The organism is Pseudomonas sp. FBCC-B1667 (genome assembly GCF_059133255.1).
Map to the genome: position 1 here is coordinate 6,077,535 of NZ_CP101437.1, position 21,956 is coordinate 6,099,490.

18 protein-coding genes are annotated in these 21,956 nt (G+C 61.4%); 12 read left to right on the forward strand and 6 right to left on the reverse strand.

Annotated elements, in window-relative coordinates; genetic code table 11:
* Positions 1-21: 21 nt before the first annotated feature.
* Positions 22-894, forward strand: a complete 873-nt coding sequence (trxA, locus tag NL116_RS28085) for a thioredoxin (protein ID WP_494374944.1) — start codon at positions 22-24, stop codon at positions 892-894.
* Here the strand turns inward: trxA and NL116_RS28090 are convergent.
* Entirely contained in the window at positions 891-1,238 is a 348-nt protein-coding gene (locus NL116_RS28090) for a hypothetical protein (protein WP_494374945.1), read from the reverse strand. The genes trxA and NL116_RS28090 overlap by 4 nt on opposite strands.
* 135 nt (positions 1,239-1,373) lie before the next feature.
* Between NL116_RS28090 and NL116_RS28095 the strand changes: the two genes are divergently transcribed.
* The 5 genes from NL116_RS28095 (at position 1,374) to NL116_RS28115 (ending at position 5,531) form a co-directional block, all read left to right on the forward strand.
* Complete coding sequence (locus tag NL116_RS28095; protein WP_494374946.1) at positions 1,374-1,952, forward strand: DUF2796 domain-containing protein; 579 nt, start codon at positions 1,374-1,376, stop codon at positions 1,950-1,952.
* Positions 1,953-2,087: 135 nt separating this feature from the next.
* Positions 2,088-2,798: an ABC transporter ATP-binding protein gene (locus tag NL116_RS28100; RefSeq protein ID WP_494374947.1), complete on the forward strand. Its 711-nt coding sequence runs from the start codon at positions 2,088-2,090 to the stop codon at positions 2,796-2,798.
* 1 nt (position 2,799) lies between these two features.
* Entirely contained in the window at positions 2,800-4,065 is a 1,266-nt protein-coding gene (locus tag NL116_RS28105; protein WP_494374948.1) for an ABC transporter permease, read from the forward strand.
* Positions 4,066-4,076: 11 nt separating this feature from the next.
* Complete coding sequence (locus tag NL116_RS28110) at positions 4,077-4,595, forward strand: DUF3299 domain-containing protein (RefSeq protein ID WP_494374949.1); 519 nt, start codon at positions 4,077-4,079, stop codon at positions 4,593-4,595.
* A gap of 234 nt (positions 4,596-4,829) precedes the next feature.
* Complete coding sequence (locus tag NL116_RS28115) at positions 4,830-5,531, forward strand: OmpW/AlkL family protein (RefSeq protein ID WP_140671966.1); 702 nt, start codon at positions 4,830-4,832, stop codon at positions 5,529-5,531.
* 76 nt (positions 5,532-5,607) lie between these two features.
* Here NL116_RS28115 and NL116_RS28120 read toward each other — a convergent pair whose 3' ends face one another.
* Together NL116_RS28120 and NL116_RS28125 are read right to left on the reverse strand one after the other, a co-directional pair.
* A complete protein-coding gene (locus NL116_RS28120) occupies positions 5,608-6,537 on the reverse strand; it encodes an NAD-dependent epimerase/dehydratase family protein (protein ID WP_494374950.1) in 930 nt (309 codons plus the stop codon).
* The gene (locus NL116_RS28125) at positions 6,530-7,414 is read right to left on the reverse strand and encodes a sugar nucleotide-binding protein (RefSeq protein ID WP_123433369.1); all 885 of its coding nucleotides are present in this window, start codon (positions 7,412-7,414) and stop codon (positions 6,530-6,532) included. Before NL116_RS28125 ends, NL116_RS28120 begins: the two co-directional genes overlap by 8 nt.
* A 327-nt stretch (positions 7,415-7,741) precedes the next feature.
* Between NL116_RS28125 and NL116_RS28130 the strand changes: the two genes are divergently transcribed.
* The gene (locus NL116_RS28130) at positions 7,742-12,058 is read left to right on the forward strand and encodes an Lhr family helicase (RefSeq protein WP_494374951.1); all 4,317 of its coding nucleotides are present in this window, start codon (positions 7,742-7,744) and stop codon (positions 12,056-12,058) included.
* Positions 12,059-12,173: 115 nt separating this feature from the next.
* Here the strand turns inward: NL116_RS28130 and NL116_RS28135 are convergent, their stop codons facing one another.
* Positions 12,174-14,297, reverse strand: a complete 2,124-nt coding sequence (locus tag NL116_RS28135; RefSeq protein ID WP_494374952.1) for a mechanosensitive ion channel family protein — start codon at positions 14,295-14,297, stop codon at positions 12,174-12,176.
* A gap of 233 nt (positions 14,298-14,530) precedes the next feature.
* On the opposite strand from NL116_RS28135, the gene NL116_RS28140 reads away from it, so the two are divergent.
* The 5 genes from NL116_RS28140 to NL116_RS28160 all read left to right on the forward strand — a co-directional run bounded on the left by NL116_RS28140 (position 14,531) and on the right by NL116_RS28160 (position 19,934).
* Entirely contained in the window at positions 14,531-15,730 is a 1,200-nt protein-coding gene (locus NL116_RS28140) for an MFS transporter (RefSeq protein WP_494374953.1), read from the forward strand.
* Between the two features lie 218 nt (positions 15,731-15,948).
* A complete protein-coding gene (locus tag NL116_RS28145; protein ID WP_494374954.1) occupies positions 15,949-16,875 on the forward strand; it encodes a DUF72 domain-containing protein in 927 nt (308 codons plus the stop codon).
* On the forward strand, positions 16,872-17,669 hold the full coding sequence (locus NL116_RS28150) for an endonuclease/exonuclease/phosphatase family protein (RefSeq protein ID WP_494374955.1): 798 nt from the start codon (positions 16,872-16,874) through the stop codon (positions 17,667-17,669). The genes NL116_RS28145 and NL116_RS28150 overlap by 4 nt, the downstream gene beginning before the upstream one ends.
* Positions 17,666-18,961: a cardiolipin synthase ClsB gene (gene clsB, locus NL116_RS28155; RefSeq protein WP_494374956.1), complete on the forward strand. Its 1,296-nt coding sequence runs from the start codon at positions 17,666-17,668 to the stop codon at positions 18,959-18,961. Before NL116_RS28150 ends, clsB begins: the two co-directional genes overlap by 4 nt.
* The gene (locus NL116_RS28160) at positions 18,948-19,934 is read left to right on the forward strand and encodes a lysylphosphatidylglycerol synthase domain-containing protein (protein WP_494374957.1); all 987 of its coding nucleotides are present in this window, start codon (positions 18,948-18,950) and stop codon (positions 19,932-19,934) included. The genes clsB and NL116_RS28160 overlap by 14 nt, the downstream gene beginning before the upstream one ends.
* A 114-nt stretch (positions 19,935-20,048) precedes the next feature.
* Here the strand turns inward: NL116_RS28160 and NL116_RS28165 are convergent, their stop codons facing one another.
* Entirely contained in the window at positions 20,049-20,807 is a 759-nt protein-coding gene (locus tag NL116_RS28165) for an alpha/beta hydrolase family protein (protein ID WP_494374958.1), read from the reverse strand.
* Positions 20,797-21,906, reverse strand: a complete 1,110-nt coding sequence (locus NL116_RS28170) for a DUF3182 family protein (protein WP_494374959.1) — start codon at positions 21,904-21,906, stop codon at positions 20,797-20,799. Before NL116_RS28170 ends, NL116_RS28165 begins: the two co-directional genes overlap by 11 nt.
* Positions 21,907-21,956: the final 50 nt, after the last annotated feature.

Consider the following 21,956-nt stretch of genomic DNA (forward strand, 5'->3'; position numbering starts at 1 on the left):
CACGCTTTTACGAGATCCCCCATGAGTCAGGAAACGCCGTACATCTTCGACGCCACGACTGCTGATTTCGACCAGTCGGTGATCGAGAACTCTTTCCACAAACCGGTGCTGGTGGATTTCTGGGCCGAATGGTGTGCGCCCTGCAAAGTGCTGATGCCATTGCTGCAGACTATTGCCGAGAGCTATCAGGGCGAGTTGCTGCTGGCCAAGGTCAACTGCGACCTTGAACAAGACATCGTTGCTCGCTTCGGCATTCGCAGCCTGCCGACCGTGGTGCTGTTCAAGGACGGTCAACCGGTCGACGGCTTTGCCGGGGCGCAACCGGAATCCGCCGTGCGGGCGATGCTTGAGCCGCACGTTAAAATGCCGCCACCGGCAGCGGCCGATCCGTTCGAACAGGCTCAGGCGCTGTTTGACGAAAGCCGTTTTGCCGACGCCGAAGCCCTGCTCACAGTGCTGCTGGGCGAAGACAACACCAACGCCAAGGCACTGATTCTTTACGCCCGCTGCCTCACGGAGCGCGGCGAGTTGGGTGAAGCGCAGACTGTGCTCGACGCGGTCAAGAGCGATGAACACAAGGCGGCCCTGGCCGGGGCCAAAGCGCAGATCCAGTTTCTCGGTCAGGCCAAGGATTTGCCAGACGCGGCAGACCTGAAAGCGCGTCTGGCAAAAAACCCGCAGGACGATGAAGCGGTGTATCAACTGGCGATTCAGCAACTGGCTCGCCAGCAATACGACGCGGCGCTGGATGCATTGCTCAAGCTGTTCATCCGCAACCGCAGCTACAGCGAAGGGTTGCCGCACAAGACCTTGCTGCAGGTATTCGAACTGCTGGGCAATGATCATCCGCTGGTGACCACCTATCGCCGCAAGCTGTTCGCTGCGCTGTACTAAGCCGGTTCGATCCAGCTGTAGAGCGGCGTATTCCCGCCGCTCGACACTTTCACATCGGCGCTATGGCGCAGGCGCACCAACAGGCGTTTGCCCGACGCCGCACTGCCGGTCAGCCCTTCCAGCTGATCGAGCAAATCCGGCCCGCTCAATTGCCCGGCCTTGCGCAGCAGGTCCTTGGCGATCTGCCACAGCGCCTCATCCTGAGTCACCGGTTTGACCGGAGCGACACTGGCCTCGGGCTTGCTCCCCTGCAATTGTTCACCGAGCTTCGCCCAATCGCCATCATCCATCTCCAGCGTCAGATCCACCGGCCAGTCGCCGATGCTTCCGCGAATTCGCAACATACGTCCGCTCCTGCACATTTCTGAGCTGCATGCTCCCATGGGACTTGTGCAACGCCAAGTAGCCGGTCAAACTCCTCGCACTTACGTTATAAGATTACATAACAAACTCTTCACTTTACTTTCCGGAGCCCCGCCATGCGTCGTCTGTTGCTCGCTTTGCCGTTTGCCTTCTTGCCATTGGCCGTCGCCCACGCCGCCGATGAACATGATCATGAGCACGGCAGCCTCGGCGCCCACGAACATGGCGTCGGCCGCTTGAACGCAGCGCTGGACGGCCAGACCCTGGAGCTGGAACTGGAAAGCCCGGCGATGAACCTGGTGGGTTTCGAACACGTCGCCTCCACGGATGCCGACAAAGCCAAGGTCGCCGCCGTCCGCGCCCAACTGGAGAAACCGTTGGTGCTGTTCAACCTGCCGAAAGCCGCTGGTTGCGTAGTCGCCATGCAAGAACTGGAAAGCCCGCTGTTCGGTGACAAGCCGGACGCCGACGATGATCACGATGCAGATGCCAAAGACGAACATCATCACGACCACAGCGAAATCCACGCGCACTATCAATTCACCTGCGCAGCGCCGGGTGCACTGAAAACCCTGGACTTGTCGAACATTTTCAACACGTTCCCGGCGACCCAGAAAATTCAGGTACAACTGATCAGCCCGAGCGGGCAGCAAGGCGTTGAAGTGACGGCCAAGGCTGCAGCCCTTAAATTCTAAATCCAGCGCAAATCCCCGGTAGGAGTGAACCTGCTCGCGATGAGGCCATAACATTCAACCTCTGCATTGACTGTTACACCGCCATCGCGAGCAGGCTCACTCCTACAGATCATCAACACCCATGAAATCGGCGCCATGACCCAAGCACTCATCGAACTGTCCGACCTGGGCTTCAGTTGGCCTGGTCACCCGCCGTTGCTGGACATCCCGGCGTTTCGCCTGGAGCCTGGCGAAACCCTGTTCCTGAAAGGTCCCAGCGGCAGTGGCAAAACCACTCTGCTCGGCCTGCTCGGCGGCGTGCAGAAACCTGATCGCGGCAGCATTCGCCTGCTCGGCCAGGAATTGACCGAACTCGGTGCCGGCGCGCGCGACCGCTTCCGCGTCGACCACACCGGCTACATTTTCCAGCAGTTTAATTTGCTGCCGTTCCTGTCAGTGCGCGAGAACGTTGAACTGCCCTGCCACTTCTCCAAACTGCGCGCCGAACGGGCGAAGCAGCGCCACGGCAGCGTCGATCAGGCCGCGGCCACCCTCCTCGCCCATTTGGGTTTGAAGGATGAAAGCCTCCTCAGCCGTCGCGCCGATTCGTTGTCCATCGGCCAGCAACAACGTGTGGCCGCTGCACGAGCGCTGATCGGCCAGCCGGAACTGGTCATCGCCGATGAGCCGACGTCGGCGCTGGACTACGACGCTCGGGAAAACTTCATTCGCCTGTTGTTCGCCGAATGCCGTGAAGCCGGGTCGAGCCTGTTGTTTGTCAGCCATGACCAGAGCCTCGCGCCGCTGTTCGATCGCAACCTGTCGCTGGCCGAGCTCAATCGCGCCGCCACCCCGTCCGAGGTCTGAGATGTATTTGTTTCGTCTAGCCATGGCCAGCCTGGCTAACCGGCGCTTCACCGCGATTCTCACCGCGTTCGCCATCGCCCTGTCGGTATGCCTGCTGTTGGCGGTGGAGCGTGTGCGCACCGAAGCCAAAGCCAGTTTCGCCAGCACCATCAGCGGCACCGACCTGATCGTCGGCGCGCGTTCAGGTTCGGTGAACCTGTTGCTCTACTCCGTGTTCCGGATCGGCAATGCCACCAACAACATCCGCTGGGACAGCTTCGAACACTTCGCCAACAACCCGAAAGTGAAGTGGGCGATTCCAATGTCCCTCGGCGATTCCCATCGCGGTTATCGGGTGATGGGCACCACCGAGGCCTACTTCGAGCATTACCAGTACGGCCATCAACAGCACCTGGAACTGGCCGACGGCCGCGCCTTCGCCAACGACCCGTTTGACGTGGTGCTCGGTGCCGAAGTCGCCGATGCATTGCATTACAAACTCGGCGACAAACTGGTGCTGTCCCACGGCGTGGCGGTGATCAGCCTGGTCAAGCACGACGATAAACCGTTCACCGTGGTCGGCATTCTCAAGCGCACCGGCACCCCGGTGGACCGCACGCTGCACATCAGCCTCGGCGGCATGGAAGCGATTCACATCGACTGGCACAACGGCGTGCCGGCCCGGGGCGAAGGCCGGATCAGCGCCGATCAGGCACGCAACATGGACCTCACGCCGCAAGCGATCACGGCGTTCATGCTCGGCCTCAACAGCAAGATTTCGACTTTCGCAGTGCAACGCGAGATCAACGAATTCCGCGGTGAGCCGATGCTGGCGATCCTGCCGGGTGTGGCGCTGCAAGAGTTGTGGAGTCTGATGAGCACGGCGGAAAAAGCCTTGTTCGTGGTCTCGTTGTTTGTGGTGCTGACCGGGTTGATCGGCATGCTCACGGCGATTCTCACCAGCCTCAACGAACGTCGGCGGGAGATGGCGATTCTGCGTTCGGTGGGCGCCCGACCGTGGCACATCGCGACCTTGCTGGTGCTGGAGGCGTTTGCGTTGGCGCTGTCCGGGGTAATTGCCGGCGTGGCGTTGCTGTATGTGTGCATCGCCGCCGCCCAAGGTTACGTGCAAGCCAATTATGGCTTGTACCTGCCGCTGGCGTGGCCGAGCGAGTATGAATGGACGCTGCTCGGTGGCATCCTGATCGCCGCTTTGCTGATGGGCAGCGTGCCGGCCTGGCGCGCCTATCGCCAATCGTTGGCCGATGGCCTGTCGATCCGACTATGAGGACGTTGAACATGCCCCGCGCCTTACTTGCGCTGCTGATGCTGGTTGCCTTGCCCCTGTGGGCGGCCGAGCCGAAAGACCTGACCTGGTCAGAAATGATCCCGCCGGACGCCGCGCCGGAAGTACCGAACATGACGCCCCTGCACGACCTGTCGCAGATGAGCAGCACCCTGGCGGCCGAGTCGGCGCCTGCGGCCAAACAGGGCATGCCGAATGCACCGGTGGTGAAAAGCCTGGATGGCCAAAACATTCGCCTGCCGGGCTACATCGTGCCGCTGGAAGTGAGTGAAGACGGGCGTACCACGGATTTTCTGCTGGTGCCGTATTTCGGCGCCTGCATCCACGTGCCACCGCCGCCGTCGAACCAGATCGTGCATGTGAAAAGTGAAGTCGGCGTGAAGCTGGATGAGCTGTATCAGCCGTACTGGATCGAGGGGGCGATGCAGGTCAAGGCGTCAACCAGCGAACTGGCGGATGCCGGGTATCAGATGGAGGCGGACAAGATTTATGTGTATGAATTGCCGGAGTGAATCCGGTGGTCATGTGGTTTTTGTTTCATAGCTTTCGCGAGCAAGCCCGCTTCCGCATTCGTTTTGCGTTAATGCAAAAATCATATAGGGGAGCGGGCTTGCTCGCGAAGGGGCCCTCGGAGCGACCACTAAAAACAACCCCATCACAGTTTCATTGAGCTGAATCAAAAGACCGTATCAGAGCGCTTTGTACCATTGGACATCGAAAATTTTTAACGTCCTTTGGAGCCCTCCATGCACAAGTCCTTGCTCAGCGCTTCGCTGTTTGCCTTAGCGTTGACAGCCCCGCTCGCCCACGCCTTCGAGGCCGGCGACATCCTCATTCGTGCCGGTGCAATCACCGTCAACCCGAAAGCCGACAGCTCCAGCGTCAAGGTCGATCAAGGCCCGCTCGCCGGTACCAACCTGGGTGGCAAAGCCACCATGAACAGCGACACCCAACTGGGTCTGAACTTCGCGTACATGTTCGACAGCCACTGGGGGATCGAGCTGCTCGCGGCCACACCGTTCGAGCATGAAGTGAAACTCAAAGGCACTGCTTTGGGTTCAGCGGCCAATGGCAAACTCGGCACCCTGAAACACCTGCCGCCGACGTTGAGCGTCGTGTACTACCCACTGGACTCGAAGTCCGATTTCCAGCCGTACCTCGGCGCCGGCATCAACTACACCGTGATCTACGACGAACACGTCGGCAGCGAAGCCCAGGCCAAGGGCTTCAGTAACTTCGAAGCAGACAACTCATGGGGCCTGGCGTTTCAAGTCGGTGCTGATTACATGATCACCGACAACATTTTGCTCAACGCCCAGGTGCGCTACATCGACATCGACACCACCGCGACCGTTGAAAACAACTCGATTGCGCCGGGCACCCGGGCCAAGGTCAATGTCGACGTGGACCCATTCATTTACATGGTTGGCCTGGGTTACAAGTTCTAAGCCCCCTCGCCACAAGTACTACACCGGCCAAAACAAAGGCGCCTTCCGAGGCGCCTTTTTTGTGGCTGCGTAAAACTCAGCGTCCCATCAGTCGCGCCAGCCCGACACTCATCGATGTCGGCGCGGGGCAGCTAAAGCGTTCCAGCAAACGCCGGTTGTTCGCCCGGGAATGACGGATATCGCCAGCACGCGCCGGGCCGTAGCTGATCGCCGGCAACTTGCCGACCACCGCCTCCAGCGCCTGAAGCATTTGCTTGAGGCTGGTCGCCTGGTTCCAGCCGACATTTACCGCGCCGATTTCAACTTGCGGTTTTTCGATGGCTTGCACCAGCAGGTCCACCAGATCCTCGACGTAGACGAAATCGCGCGTTTGCTCACCGTCACCGAACACGGTGATCGGCAGGCCCTTCTGAGCCCGCTCGCTGAAAATACTGATCACCCCGGAATACGGCGAGGACGGATCCTGACGCGGGCCGAAGATGTTGAAGAAGCGGAAAATCACCGGCTCCAGTGCATGCTGTCGCCGATAGAAATCGAAGTAGTATTCGCTCGCCAGTTTGTCCGATGCGTACGGCGTCAACGGCGCTTTAGCGGTGTCTTCATCGATCGATTCACCTTCGCCATTGTTGCCGTAAACCGCCGCACTGGACGCAAACAGCACGCGTTTGACGCCGGCCTGGCGCATGGCTTCGCAGACATTCAGCGAACTGATGAAGTTGCTCTGGTGAGTCTTCACGGGGTCGTCCACCGAGGCCTGTACCGAAGCCACCGCGGCCAAGTGCGCCACAGCGCTGCAACCGGCCATCGCCTGGGCCACCAGCGCAGCATCGGCGACATCGCCAACGATCAATTCGAGGTGGGGGTTGTCCAGCGGCAAATTGCTGCGTTTGCCCGTGGACAAGTCATCGAGAATCCGCACCGAATGGCCCTTGGCGAGCAAGGCATCGGTCAGGTGCGAGCCGATGAAACCGGCGCCGCCAGTGATTAAAACGGGTCCGTCAGCCATGGCGATAAAACCTGTCCAGTAAGCCTGGGAGTGCAGCGCGCCAAGCGCGAGGCTTGATCCCGAACGTGTGCAAAATTTTCTTGCAGGCCAGCACCGCGTGTTGCGGCTCTTCGGCGGCATCCGGGCGCGCGGCGTGTGCCTGGGCGGTCGGTGCTTCGATGGCCAGCGGATGCAGGCTGCGTGCTTCGGTCAGGATGGCCTGACCCAGTGCCAGCGGCGTGGTCGCCTCATGCCCGGCGTAATGATAGGTGCCCCACAGCGGTGCTGCACAATCGAGTTGCTTGAGCACCGAGATGATCACCCGGGCCGCATCGTCGACCGGCGTCGGATTGCCCCGGCGGTCATCGGCCAGCAGCAGTTCGTCGGGTGTTTCGGCCCGAGCCAGGAAACGCCCGAGCGTCCCGTCAGGGCTGTCATCGAGCAGCCAGCCAAAACGCAGCAGTACGTGCTGTGGGCAGGTCGCGCGAACGCTTTGCTCGATGCGCCACAGCGCCTGACCGCGCAGCCCCAGCGGCACCGGTTCGTCTTTTTCGCTATAGGCGGTGGCACGGGAGCCATCGAACACGCGATAGCTCGAGGGTTGCAGCAAGACGATGTTGTGATGCTGGCACAGTTCGGCCAGACGCTCGACCGCGCGCTCCTGCCCGGCCAGACGTTGCTCGCTGACTGCTTCCGCCTGAAACCAGTCGAAGTAGTAAGCGAGGTTGATCAGCGCGTCCGGGCGGGTGTCGTCGAGCAGTTGTGTCAGGCTCGCGGCATCCCAGCCGTCTTGGGGGGGGCGGGGGGCGAGGAAACCGATATCTTCCTCCGCACCGAGGCGAATCAGCGCCTGCCCAAGGGCATTTCCGCCGCCCAGTAACATAAGGCGCATTCGCATAGAGTCAGCAGGCCCAGTCTGATTGGAACGATGGCTGTATCGGCACGGCCCGCGGGCAATGCCGTTGATAGATGCCGGAATCGTTGCATTTTGCGGGTTTAGTGCGCAACCGTCATCCGTAAAGTGTAGATCCCCGGGATTTGTGGTGTGGCTACTGGCCCTATCGCGAGCAAGCTCGCTCCCACACTCGATCTGCAGTGAACTCAATATGTGTGAATGACACAGTTCAAATGTGGGAGCGGGCTTGCTCGCGAAGAGGCCCTGGAGGTCGGCGAAGGTCTCAAGCGGTACTTGCAACTTGCCCAACCCACCCGCATAAATTGCTTCATGAATCTGCCAATTCCGACGGACAGCGCCCTGGCAGGCTTCCACCCCGCCGTCAGCGCCTGGTTCAGCAGCACCTTCCCGACGGTCACGGCCGCCCAGGCCCGTGCGTGGCCGTTAATTCGCCAGCGCCGCTCGACCCTGATCGCCGCGCCCACCGGCTCCGGCAAAACCCTTACCGCCTTCCTCGCCGTCATCGACGACCTGGTCCACCGCGGCCTGGAAACCGACACCGGACTGCCCGACGAAACCCTGGTGGTCTATGTCTCGCCGCTCAAGGCCTTGTCCAACGACATCCAGATCAACCTGCAAAACCCGCTCGCCGGGATCACCGAGCAACTGGGCGTAATGGGCTTGCCCGAATTGCAGATCAACACCGCCGTGCGTACTGGCGACACCCCGCAGAAAGATCGCTTGGCCATGCGCAAGACCGCCCCGCACATTCTGGTGACCACCCCCGAATCCTTTTACGTGCTGCTCGGCTCCGATTCCGGCCGGCAGATGCTCGGCACTACGCGCACCGTGATCGTCGATGAAATTCACGCCATTGCCGCCAGTAAACGCGGCAGTCATTTGGCCCTGAGCCTCGAACGGTTGCAGGCGTTGTGCGCCGAACCGCTGGTGCGCATCGGCCTGTCCGCCACGCAAAAACCCATCGAAGCGGTATCGCGTTTCCTCGTCGGCCGTGACCGTCCTTGCGCCATCATCGACATCGGCCACGCCCGCCCACGGGACCTGGGCATCGAAGTACCGCCCGTGCCGTTGTCGGCAGTCATGGCCAATGACGTCTGGGAACTGGTCTACGACCGCCTCGCGACCCTCGCCCGCGAACACCGGACCACGCTGATTTTCGTCAACACCCGGCGCCTCGCCGAGCGCCTGAGCCGCCATCTGAGCGAACGCCTCGGCAAGGACGCGGTGGCCGCGCATCACGGCAGCCTGGCCAAAGAGTTTCGTCTGGACGCAGAGCAGCGGCTCAAGCGCGGTGACCTGCAAGTGCTGATCGCCACCGCTTCGCTGGAGTTGGGCATCGACATCGGCGACGTCGACCTGGTGTGCCAAATCGCCTCGCCGCGCTCGATTTCCGGGTTTCTGCAAAGAGTGGGGCGCTCCGGGCACCACGTCGGCGGGACCCCCAAGGGCCGCTTGTTCGCCACCACGCGCGACGACCTGATCGAATGCACCGCGCTGCTCGATTGTGTGCGGCGGGGCGAACTCGACACGTTGCAGATCCCCACCGCGCCGCTGGATGTACTCGCGCAACAAATCATCGCCGAGGTCAGTTGCCGGGAATGGCCGGAGCAGGCGCTGCTGGAGATATTCCGCAACGCCTCGCCGTATGCCGGACTCGATGAAAAACATTATCAGGCGCTGCTGCACATGCTCGCCGAGGGTTACAACGGTCGCCAGGGCATCCGTAGCGCTTATCTGCATCGCGACGCAGTCACTCGCACCCTGCGCGGTCGTCGAGGCGCAAAGCTGAGTGCGGTGACCAGCGGCGGGACCATTCCGGACAACGCCGACTACAGCGTTTTGCTGGAGCCCCAAGGCCTGAACATCGGCAGCGTCAACGAAGACTTCGCGGTGGAAAGCATCGCCGGGGACGTGTTCCAGCTGGGCAATACCTCCTATCGGATTTTGCGGGTCGACACCGGTAAGGTGCGGGTCGAAGACGCTCAGGGACAGCCTCCGACCATTCCGTTCTGGCTCGGTGAAGCGCCGGGGCGCAGCGCGGAACTGTCATTTGCCGTCGCCCGTTTGCAAGCGCACCTCGACGAACTACTCGCCGCTACGCCCGGCAACCTGCAACCGGCCCTCGACTGGCTGACCGACACTCTCGGCCTGAACCTGGCCAGCGCCGAGCAACTGACGGATTACCTCGCTCGTGCGCGCCTGACCCTCGGCGCGCTGCCGTCACAAGACACGCTGCTGATGGAACGGTTTTTCGACGAATCAGGCGGTACACAACTGATCATCCACACCCCGTTCGGCAGCCGCATCAACCGCGCCTGGGGCCTGGCCCTGCGCAAGCGTTTCTGCCGCACGTTCAACTTCGAACTGCAGGCCGCTGCCAGCGAAGACGCCATCGTGCTGTCGCTGTCCACCAGCCACAGTTTTGAACTCGACGACGTTTGGCGTTACCTGCACAGCAACAGCGCCGAGCACCTGCTGATTCAAGCGGTGCTCGACGCGCCTCTGTTCGGCGTGCGGTGGCGCTGGAATGCCGGCGTTGCCCTGGCCCTGCCGCGTTACAGCGGCGGACGCAAAGTGCCGCCGCAGATCCAGCGGATGAAAAGCGAAGACCTGATCGCCAGCGTCTTCCCCGATCAGATTGCCTGCGTGGAAAACCTCGCCGGCGAGCGCGAAATTCCCGAACATCCGCTGGTGGACCAGACCCTCGACGATTGCCTGCACGAGGCGATGGACAGCGAAGGCTGGCTCGAACTCTTGCGACGCATGGAACGTGGTGAAGTGCGGCTGATCAGTCGCGACTTGCCGGCGCCCTCCCCACTGGCGGCGGAAATCCTCAGTGCCCGGCCTTACACCTTTCTCGACGATGCACCGCTGGAAGAGCGCCGCACGCAAGCCGTGCTCAACCGGCGCTGGACCGATCCACAGTCCACGGATGACCTCGGCGCGCTGGATGCCGAAGCGATTCAAGCGGTGCGTGACGAGGCATGGCCGACGCCCACCGGCGTCGATGAAATGCACGAGGCGTTGATGAGCCTCGCGTGCATCACCGATGCCGAGGCGCAGGCCAATGCGCACTGGCTCGACTGGTTGAACGCACTGGCTGATAGCGGTCGCGCCAGCCGTATGCAGATCAACGCCGGGCAATCGTTGTGGCTGGCCCTGGAGCGACTGACGTGCTTGCAGGCGATTTATCCACAGGCGATTTTGTTGCCGGAATTGCAAGCGTTGCCCGATTTCGATGAGGCCTGGGCGTCAGAAGACGCCATTGTTGAAGTGATCCGTGCTCGGCTCACTGCGTTCGGACCGATGCCACTCATCACGATTGCCGAACCGCTGGGCTTGGCGGCCAATCACGTCACCCAGGCCTTGGCACAACTGGAACGCGAAGGCTATGTGATGCGCGGCCGGTTCTCGGCCGGCGCGGCTGATGAGGAGTGGTGCGAACGGCATCTGCTGGCGCGGATTCACCGCTACACCGTCAAGCGTTTGCGCCGGGAAATCGAACCGGTGGCGTTGCAGGACTTCATGCGTTTCCTGTTCGACTGGCAGCACCTGTCGTCGACAACTCAGGGCCAGGGCAGCGCGGTGTTGCCGGCGATTGTCAGTCAGTTCGAAGGCTACCCCGCCGCTGCATCGGCCTGGGACAGCGACATCCTGCCGGCGCGGGTCAAAGACTATTCACCCGGTTGGCTGGACGACCTGTGCCGCAGCGGAAAACTGGTCTGGACTCGCCTGACGGCCCCCAACAAAAGCACCGGCACGGCCCTGCGCAGCACGCCGATTCTGCTGCTGCCGCGCAGTCAGGTCGGCTTGTGGAGTAGCTTGACCGAGCAGACAGCGGTCAGCGAACTGTCGCCCAAAACACAAAAGGTTCACGAAGCGCTCAGCCAACATGGCGCGCTGTTTTTCGACGAGCTGATTCACGAAGCTCACGTGCTGCGCACGGAACTGGAAATCGCCTTGCAGGAACTGGTCGGCGCCGGACTGGTGAATGCCGACAGCTTCGCTGGCTTGCGCGCACTGATCACCCCGGCCAGCAAACGTCAGACTCGCAGCAGCCGACGCGGACGCGGTGCGTTTGTCGGCGGGATGGACGATGCCGGGCGCTGGGCCCTGTTACGCCGCGGGACTGCCGCACCGGTTGTGGATAACCAGCGTCCGGCGCCCACGCCAGTCGAAACACTGGAACATATCGCCATGACGTTGCTGCGACGCTATGGCGTGGTGTTCTGGCGTTTGCTGGAACGGGAGGCGGATTGGCTGCCGAGCTGGCGCGAATTGTTGCGCACCTTTCATCGGCTGGAGGCTCGGGGCGAGATACGTGGCGGGCGGTTTGTCAGTGGCTTGGCCGGTGAACAGTTTGCGTTGCCCGAGGCGATTCCACTGTTGCGCGAAGTACGTCGGCGACCGCATGACGGGAGTTTGATTGCGGTGTGCGGGGTTGATCCGCTGAACCTGGCCGGGACGCTGTTGCCGGGGACGAAGGTACCGGCGTTGGCGAGTAATCGGCTGGTGTACCGCGATGGGCTGCCGGCGGCGGCGGAGATTGCCGGCAAGCCACATTTTTGGCTGGAGCTGGATCAGCCATCGAGTGCTGCATTGCATAGCAAACTGATCCGGCACTGATGCTGTCCGGGTGGGCCTCTTCGCGAGCAAGCCCGCTCCCACATTGGATGTGCGTCGTTCATACAACCTGTGGGAGCGAGCTTGCTCGCGATAGGGCCATCAGCGTCAACACAAATCACTGAGTTCTAGGCTGATCCGGCAGCAACACCGCCGAATGCTCCTGCGCCAACTCGCCCTCCCCATCGATCTGCCGCTGCGGCATAAAAACCTGCTGTGGATAAGTCTGCGCGAAATGCACCCACGGGCTGTTATCCACAAGCTTTTTCAAGCGCTGGTTAAACGCCCTGCTCACCGCGTATTGCCCGCCCGACACCGTACGGAACTGCGCCGTGAGCACCACGCCATTGAGGTCCATTTTGTCGACCCCGAAGACGTCGAGCGGCCCTTGCAGGTTGTACTTGAGAAACGGGTCGTCGCTGATCGAATGACCGGCCTCGCGGATCAGTTCAATCGCCTTGTCGACATCGGTGTCGTAGGTGAACTGCACCGAGAAGAACGCAAAGGCAAACTGCCGGGACTGGTTGGTCACGGCTTTGATCTGGCCGAACGGCACCGAGTGCACAAAGCCCTTGCCGTCGCGCAGACGCAGGGTGCGAATGGTCAGGCCTTCGACCGTCCCAGCATGCCCGGAATCGAGCACCACCCAATCACCAATCGACAAGGTGTCTTCGATGATGATGAACAGCCCGGTGATGACGTCCTGCACCAGTTGCTGGGAGCCAAAACCGATAGCCAGCCCCACCACCCCGGCACCGGCCAGGAATGGCGCGACGTTGATCCCCAGGTTGGCCATGGTGGTGATCGCACAGATCACCACCAGCAGGATTTTGATCGCATTGCGCAGCAGCGGCAGGATGGTTTTCACCCGCGTACTCGGCTGGCGTGCGGAGCGCTTGTTGACCGGTGGTTTCAAGGCTTCCTGAATCGCCGTGTCGAGCACCACCCAGACCATCCAGGTCACCAGGAAAATAAGGCCGATGCGGCTCAGCGAATCACTGATCGCGCGCCCGACCGTGTTGCTCATCGCGAATTCCAGGAGTGATACCCCCCAGATACGCCCAAGGATATCGATGAACACAATCGCCATGCCGATCCGCAGCAAAGCGTGTGACAGGCTCAGGAAACGCTCTTTGTAGGCATTGCTGCGGCGCGCCGCTTGCTCGCTGCGGGTCTTGAACAGGTGATGCAACGTGGTGCTGAGAAACACTGTGGCGATCAACAACACGGTGGTGAACAGTGCGCTGCGCAGCACCTGTTGATTGTCATCGCTGATGCTGATCAGGTTCATGACCGAGACCATCACCATCAACAGAATCGGCCAATACCACAGCCCCGAAAAAATCCGCAGCGTCTCGCGCAGAGCCGGCTGATTGAGACGCTGGGCCAGCGGCAGAATACGGATCAGGTGCGCCACCGGGCGGCGCATCTTGATCACCAGCAAACCAAAGGAAATCGAGGCCCCCAACCCGGTAAATACCGCAATGCTGCTGGTCAGGTTGCTGCCTAATTGGTGGGCGATTTGCGGGCTGGTCAAGGCATCGCTGAGAGCGACCAGGAAGCCGATGCCAAACAGCGGGCGCGGGGTGTAATTGCGAAGGATCTGCACCGCCCTGCGCTGGTGGCCGGTGTTGAACAGGACCACCAACGTGAGCACCAGCGAGGCGGCGAAAATGCCGCTGCTGGTGGCGTAGGCGAAACACAATGCCAGTGCCCGACCGGCAGACACCGGCAGGTAGTGGCTGACAAAAATCGTCACCGGCAGGCTGATCAGCGCCGGCAGGCTGAAGGGCAACAGATAACCGAGCACGGCCTGGCCGCGTTCACGGGTGAGCAGCAAGCGGTGCTCGCTCAGTCGCGTGGCGAGCATTCCGCCGAGCAGCCAGAGCAACGCAAAGACGCTCATCCATACACCGGACAAAATCAGGAAATCCCCCGCCACACTCCAGCTGGAACGCGCCGAGGGATGATTGACCAATTGATCGACCTCATCGGCCGCGCGGTCGGCGCGCAGACGCCAGGCGTCGACCAGGTCTTCGTTGAGATCGAGTTTGCTCTCGACCTGATCGATGCTCGAACTGATTGCCCCCAGCAAACCACCCTGGACCAGTGGTTCCGGGTGAGCCGCTGGCGTCGCGGCGGTGCTGGTCGCAGGCAGGCCCGGCAGCGTTGCCGCGTGCAGGCCGACGCTGCAAGTGAACAGAAGCAGTGCCAGCAATATCGCAGTCTTGAACTTGAGCAAAACGGGAAGCTCCGTCGGAAAAGGCTGTAAGAGACTGATCGAAAAATAGCGGGCAAGTTCTGTTTTGGCCGCGGGATAAAGGACTACGCGATTCCTTGTGGGAGCAGAGAACTGTATAGCACTGTCGATATTTGACCTTAACGCAAATATCAAATGCTCCCCGCCGTATTTTTCCGCACAACCGCAACCCCGACACTGCGCTCCATTCACCCAAACCCACCGGAGTTGCAGTCATGCCCATTGCCTTACTCGCGCTGACCCTCAGCGCCTTCGCCATAGGGACGACCGAGTTCGTCATCGTTGGCCTGTTACCCACCATCGGCGCTGACCTTGGCGTCAGCCTGCCGTCCGCCGGCCTGCTGGTCAGCCTCTACGCCCTGGGCGTGGCCATCGGCGCCCCGGTACTGACGGCCTTGACCGGCAAAGTCCCGCGCAAAATGCTGCTGCTGTCGCTGATGGTGCTGTTTACCCTCGGTAACCTGCTGGCCTGGCAAGCGCCGAGCTACGAGTCGCTGATCATTGCGCGGATCGTCACCGGCCTGGCCCACGGGGTGTTTTTTTCGATTGGCTCGACCATCGCCACTAGCCTGGTGCCCAAGGAGAAAGCCGCCAGCGCGATTGCCATCATGTTCACCGGCCTGACCGTGGCACTGGTCACCGGCGTGCCGTTGGGGACGTTCATTGGCCAGCATTTCGGCTGGCGTGAAACCTTCCTTGCCGTGTCGGCATTGGGCGTTATCGCCTTCATTGGCAGCCTGATCTACGTCCCGAAAAACATCGCCCACAGCAAACCCGCTTCGCTGTTGCAGCAATTGCAGGTGCTCAAACAACCGCGCTTGTTGCTGGTGTACGCCATGACGGCGGTCGGTTATGGCGGTTCGTTTATCGCCTTCACCTTCCTGGCGCCGATTCTTCAGGACATTTCCGGCTTCAGCGCCGGCACGGTCAGCCTGGTGCTGCTGGTCTACGGCGTTTCGGTGGCGGTGGGGAATATCTGGGGCGGCAAACTGGCGGACAAACGCGGCCCGATCAACGCGCTGAAAATCATCTTCGCCTCGCTGGCCGCCGTGCTGTTCGTGCTGACCTTCACCGCCGGCAACCCATGGATGGCACTGGGCACGGTGCTGGTCTGGGGCGCTGTCGCGTTCGGCAATGTACCGGGCTTGCAAGTGTATGTGGTGCGTCAGGCTGAACATCACACGCCACAGGCAGTGGACGTGGCGTCAGGGCTGAACATCGCGGCGTTCAACCTCGGTATTGCCGGTGGTGCATGGGGAGGTGGGTTGATCGTTGCACACGTGGGGCTGATTCATACCGCGTGGATCGGTGGTCTGGTGGTGTTGGTGGCATTGGCGCTGACGGCGTGGAGCGGGCGGCTTGATCGGTTGGGGCCGGTGCATCAAGGCTCAACCAGCATCGTCGCCGGACACTGATGCCCCCCTGTGGGAGCAAGCATGCTCGCGAAAGCGGGGGTTCAGTCGCCGAAAATGTTGACTGACACTCCGTCTTCGCGAGCAGGCTCCCTCCCACATTCGATTTGTGTGAGGCCGTACCGTCTGCCGTACCGCTTGTAGCCCCGTCGAAACTTTCTCGCCCGCCCGGCAGTCATCAAAAGACACGGCTGTCCGAGGACCATCAGGCGGGAGGCGACATGGCGGCGATTCATATCGGTATTTCAGGCTGGCGTTATGCGCTTTGGCGGGGGGATTTCTACCCGAAGGGGCTGACCCAAAAGCGCGAATTGCAATTCGCCTCGCGGGCGGTCAACAGCATTGAAATCAATGGATCGTTTTACGCCTTGCAACGGCCGGAACGGTACGCCGAGTGGTACGCCGACACCCCGCCGGGTTTCATCTTCAGCGTCAAAGGTCCGCGCTTCATTACCCATATCAAACGCCTACGCGACATCCATCATCCACTGGCGAACTTCTTCGCCTCCGGAGTGCTGGAACTCAAGGAAAAACTCGGCCCGATCCTCTGGCAATTCCCGCCCAACTTCAAATTCGATGCCGACGTGTTCGAAAGCTTCCTCGAACAATTGCCTCACAACACCCAACAAGCAGCCGCCCTCGCCCGTCAGCACGATTCACACGTCAACGGCCACGCAAGCCTCAAGGCTCACAAGAAACACCCCGTGCGCCACGCCGTGGAAATCAGGAACGAAAGCTTCGTCGACCCGGCGTTCATCCGTTTGCTCAAACGCTACAACGCCGCGCTGGTGATTGCCGATACGGCGGGGAAATGGCCGTACCGCGAAGACCTCACCAGTGATTTCGTCTACCTGCGCCTGCACGGCGCCGAAGAGCTCTATGCCAGCGGCTACACCCCGCAGGCACTGAAACGCTGGGGCGACCGGATCGATGCCTGGGTGCATGGCGAGCAACCCTCGGACGCGCAATTGATCGCCCCTCGGCAAAAACCCAAGGCGCGTAAATCCCGCGAGGTGTTCTGCTATTTCGATAACGACATCAAGGTCCGCGCGCCCTTCGATGCGCGGCGCCTGCTCGAGCGTTTCCATCTCGACGACCAACTCGCCACCGCCCCCGGTGAGCCAGCAGCCGAAGGCGTGTTGCCATGAATATTCCCGAGCCGCTCGACGCCGCGGATGAGCCGTCACCCACCCTCACCGCAGTGCGCCGCTTCACGGTGCTGACGGTCAACACGCATAAAGGTTTTACCGCACTGAACCGGCGTTTCATCCTGCCGGAATTGCGTGAAGCGGTGCGCAGCGTGTCCGCCGACGTGGTGTTTTTGCAGGAAGTCCACGGCGCCCATGAACAGCATCCCATGCGCTACAGCAACTGGCCGGCGATGCCGCAATACGAATTTCTCGCCGACACTTTGTGGCCGCAGTTCGCCTATGGCCGCAACGCGGTCTACCCGGCGGGCGATCACGGCAATGCGCTGTTGTCGAAATTCCAGATCATTCGCCATGACAACCTGGACGTGTCAATCAGCGGCCATGAAAACCGTGGCCTCCTGCATTGCGTGCTGCGCCTTCCCGGGGACGACCAGGAAGTTCACGCCATCTGCGTGCACCTGGGACTGCGCGAATCCCATCGTACGGAACAACTCAAGTTGTTGAGCCGACGTCTTGCAGAGTTGCCGGACGACGCGCCGGTGATCGTGGCCGGGGACTTCAATGACTGGCGCCAGCGCGCCGATGCGCTGCTCAAGCCCTGTGGCATGCGCGAAGTATTCGCCGAACATCACGGCAAACCGGCGCGCAGTTTTCCGGCGCGAATGCCGGCTTTACGACTGGACCGCATCTACGTACGCAACCTCAAAGCCAGTCGTCCGCAAGTGCTGGCCGCCCGACCCTGGTCACACCTTTCCGACCACGCCCCGCTGTCGGTGGAGATTGAGCTATGAGCATCCCGTCGATGGAAGAAACCGGTGTGGAACATCTCTCCACAACTCAGACCACCGGTGAACCCGGCGTGGTCGATGTCGACTACGGCTGGCAAGGCAACAACCGGATCGAGTTGCTGGAAAACGGTGAAGCGTATTTCCCGAGGGTGTTCGAGGCCATGCGTCAGGCCACCACGGAAATACTCCTGGAAACCTTCATCGTGTTCGAGGACAAGGTCGGCAACGAGCTGCAGCAAGTGCTGATCGACGCGGCGCGGCGCGGCGTGCGGGTCACTGCCAGTCTCGACGGCTTTGGCTGCGGCGAGTTGAGCACCGGGTTCCTCGCCGCGTTGAGCGAGGCCGGCGTGCACATCCAGATATTCGATCCGGCGCCGAAGCACCTGGGCATTCGCACCAACTGGTTCCGCCGCCTGCACCGCAAGATCGTGGTGGTCGACGGCACGATTGCCTTCATCGGCGGAATCAACTTCTCCGCCGACCATTTGGGCGACTTCGGTCCCGAAGCCAAGCAGGATTATTCCGTCGAAGTGCAAGGCCCGGCGGTGGCCGACATCCATCACTTCGCGCTGCTGCAATGCGGTCGACCCGCCCGTGCCAAATACTGGTGGCAGCGGCGCCGGCAACGACGCTCGGAATTGGCCTTCAACGATCATGATGGCCAGGTTCGCCTGGTGTACCGCGACAATGGCGACCATCGCACCGACATCGAAAAGGTTTACCGGCTGGGGCTGCGCAGCGCCAAGCGCCGGGTGGTGATCGCCAACGCCTACTTCTTTCCCGGTTATCGCTTGCTGCGCGAGATCCGCAACGCGGCGAGGCGTGGCGTCGACGTACGGCTGATCCTGCAAGGCCAGCCGGACATGCTGGTGGCCAAGCTCGCAGCGCGGATGACCTACGACTATCTGCTCAAGTCGGGCGTGCAGATTCACGAGTATTGCGAGCGGCCGCTACACGGCAAAGTCGCGCTGGTCGATGAGGACTGGAGCACCGTCGGCTCGAGCAACCTCGACCCGCTGAGCCTGTCGATGAACCTGGAGGCCAACGTGCTGATCCGCGACCGTGCGTTCAACCGCACGCTGTTCGAACGCCTTGAACACCTGAGCGACAACCACTGCAAAGCGATGTCCGTCGACAAGGCCCCACGCGGACGCATCTGGCACATGACGGTCGGCTTCCTGGTGTTCCACTTCCTGCGGCATTTCCCGGCGTGGGCGGGTTGGCTGCCGGCGCACAAACCGCGCCTGAAACCCTTCACCGAGCCGACCGGGAGCGATCACCATGTCCCGCGCTGAAGCTCATTCGACCCCACACACCGAGCACCCGGTGAAGACGCGCTGGAGCCGTTGGAAGCGTCCCTTGACGATGCTGTTTTTCCTGGCGCTAATCGTCTTGTTGACGATGCTCGCCCAGCGTCTCGAATGGAATGAAGTGTTCGACACCCTGGCCGATTTCAAAGTACGCACGCTGATCATCGCCTCGGGGCTGACGCTGTTGAGTTTTCTGGTGTACGCCTGTTTCGACCTGATCGGCCGCACCTACATTCGCCAGGACCTGACGTGGAAACAGATCCTGCCGGTGGGCATCATCAGCTACGCCTTCAATCTCAATCTGAGTGCATGGGTGGGTGGCATCGCCATGCGCTACCGGCTGTATTCACGTTTAGGTGTGAGCAAGGGCAACATCGCGAAAATCCTCGGCTTGAGCCTGGCGACCAACTGGTTCGGCTACATGGTGATTGCCGGCGCGGTGTTCAGCAGCGGCCTGGTGCGCATGCCGCCCGGGTGGAAATTGAGCAGCGATGCCTTGCAAGGCGTCGGTGTGGTGCTGCTGCTGGTGAGTGCAGGCTATCTGGCTGCTTGTCGGTTTTCCAAGCGTCGGGAGTGGGCGATTCGCGGCGTGGAAATCAACCTGCCATCGCTGCGCATGGCGGTACTGCAATTGGCACTAGGGGCCTTGAACTGGTCGCTGATGGCGGCGGTGATTTTTACTTTGTTGCCGAGCAAACTGGACTATCCGTTGGTGCTGGGAGTGTTGCTGATCAGCGCCATCGCCGGCGTCATCACGCATATTCCGGCGGGGCTTGGCGTGCTGGAGGCGGTGTTTGTGGCGCTGCTGCAACATGAGGTCTCGCGGGGGAGCCTGGTGGCGGGGTTGCTGGCGTATCGGGCGATTTATTTTATTTTGCCGTTGTTGATTACGTTGGTGATGTATTTGGTGGTTGAGGCCAAGGCCAAGTCGTTGCGGATCACCAAGAAACCTTCTTGAGGGATGTGGTGAGTTTGAGGCTGCCTTCGCGAGCAAGCCCGCTCCCACATTTGGGTTGCGGTCTACCTGTGGGAGCGGGCTTGCTCGCGAATGGTCGAAAGGGCACTGCTAATTTCAGCTCGATTGAATAATGCTCAACCGCTCACCCACCACCATTTCGGTAATCCAGTCCACCAGGATCGAGGTGTACGCCTGCTGCGAAACCGGGTCGCTCAGGGCGTGATCGGCGCCGTCGATAATCCGGTGGGTCAGCGAGTGGGTCTGCTGACAGGCCGCGCGGTAACTCATGATCGCCGCGTGGGGCACATAGTCGTCGGTCTCGGACTCAACCAGCAGCACGTCACCCGTGAACTGCGAACAGGCATGCAGTGCGCGGTTGCTGTCGGCGCGGATCAGCGTGCTGCGGTAATCGCGCAGATCGGTCTTGTCCAGGTCACGCTTGGGCGTGTGCCACTGATCGTCGCGATACAGCGCCGGCACCCGCAGCGCCAGCCAGCGCACCGGGCGTAATGACGTCAGGATCGAGGCCAGGTAACCGCCATAACTGGTGCCGACCACGGCGATGGCCGACGTGTCGAGCGCCGGGTGCGCGAGCAGCCGGTCGTACGCCGCCAGCAGGTCGCGCAAGTTGTCTTCACGGGTGACGCGCGTCAGCGGGATTCCGGTGCCGCCGGTGTGACCGCGCAAGTCGAACGTCAGGCACACGCAGCCCAGACCGGCGATGCCTTTGGCCCGCTCCAGGTCCCGCTCCTGGCTGCCGCCCCAACCGTGCACAAACAGCACGCCGGGGACCTTGGATTTGGGGCTGAGAAAAGTCCCGCTCATCTGTTCATCGTCGATGTCGATCTGGATGGTTTCGCTTCTAGCCGTCATAAGATTTGACCGTTACGTACTTGAGAAGAAAGTCACTGTCTTCCGCGGGGCCGCGATACACCTCGATGGCGTCCGCCGGCAGTGGTTGATCGATGTAAGTCTCTACCGAGGACACGCGGATCGCGCGCATCCGCGGATCGTTGACGAAGCTCTGCAACGCGGCGATTTCCGCGCTGCTGGCACCGCCCATCCGCCAGGATTGCTCCAGTACCCCGCTGCGTTGCTTGCCGTTACTGTCCAGGCCTTGGGCAATGTCGTAGTTGCGCCGGGACGCATAAAAACCGGGATAGGCTTCATCGGCGGCGCGATCAAATACCTGCGCTTGCCGGATCGCCAACCGCACGTCGTCAGGCAGCGGCAGCTCAAGCAGGTCTTCGTAGTAACCCGGCACCACCAGCAGGTTGGAGCCGCCGTACACCCACTCACCCTGCCCGTCTTCGGTCAAGTATTGATCACCGCAGTAACTCAACACGGTGCCGTCGATAAAACTTTGGCCAACACTGTGGGTGATCACGTTGCTTAGGTCCTGCTCCAACACTGCACCTTCGGTGAACAGCTTGCTGGCATCGGGTCTGGCGAGGACGGCGTCGAACTGGTCGAGGCTTTCGATCACTTCCTGTCCTCGCCCGGCGCAGGCATGCACCGGCTTGAGACGGATCGGGCCGTTGTAGAGCAGGTGTTCGGCTGCAGGCCGCGCATCGTCGAGGGAGAACACGCTGAGGCCATCCAGCACCACGTTGCGCACGCGCTCAGAGAACAGCGGTGACCAGCCTGGCGGGGCGTAAGCATTTTTGTTGAGCAAGCCATGGCTGATGGCTTTGGTGCAGATGAAATCGTAGTCGACGTAACCGCCCCACAAATCTTCCGGCCCTTTGACGCCCATTTTCCGGGCGGCAGCGGCGCCTATCAGGGTCTGGGTCGGCAGCAGGTAGAGATCCCGGCCGTCATGCAGGTTCTGATCAAAACTGCCGCCGTATTTAAGGCCCAGTATGTGCGCCAGCCAACGGGCGAGGGCGCGATTGGTTTCGACTTCATGCTGTGGCGCGTCGGGGTGCACGGAATGAGCAACCACCAGTTTGTTGCGGTTTGTTGGGGTCATGCATCCCCCTTCAATGGGCGCTTGATGAGTGTGGAGGGAAAGGTGCAGAG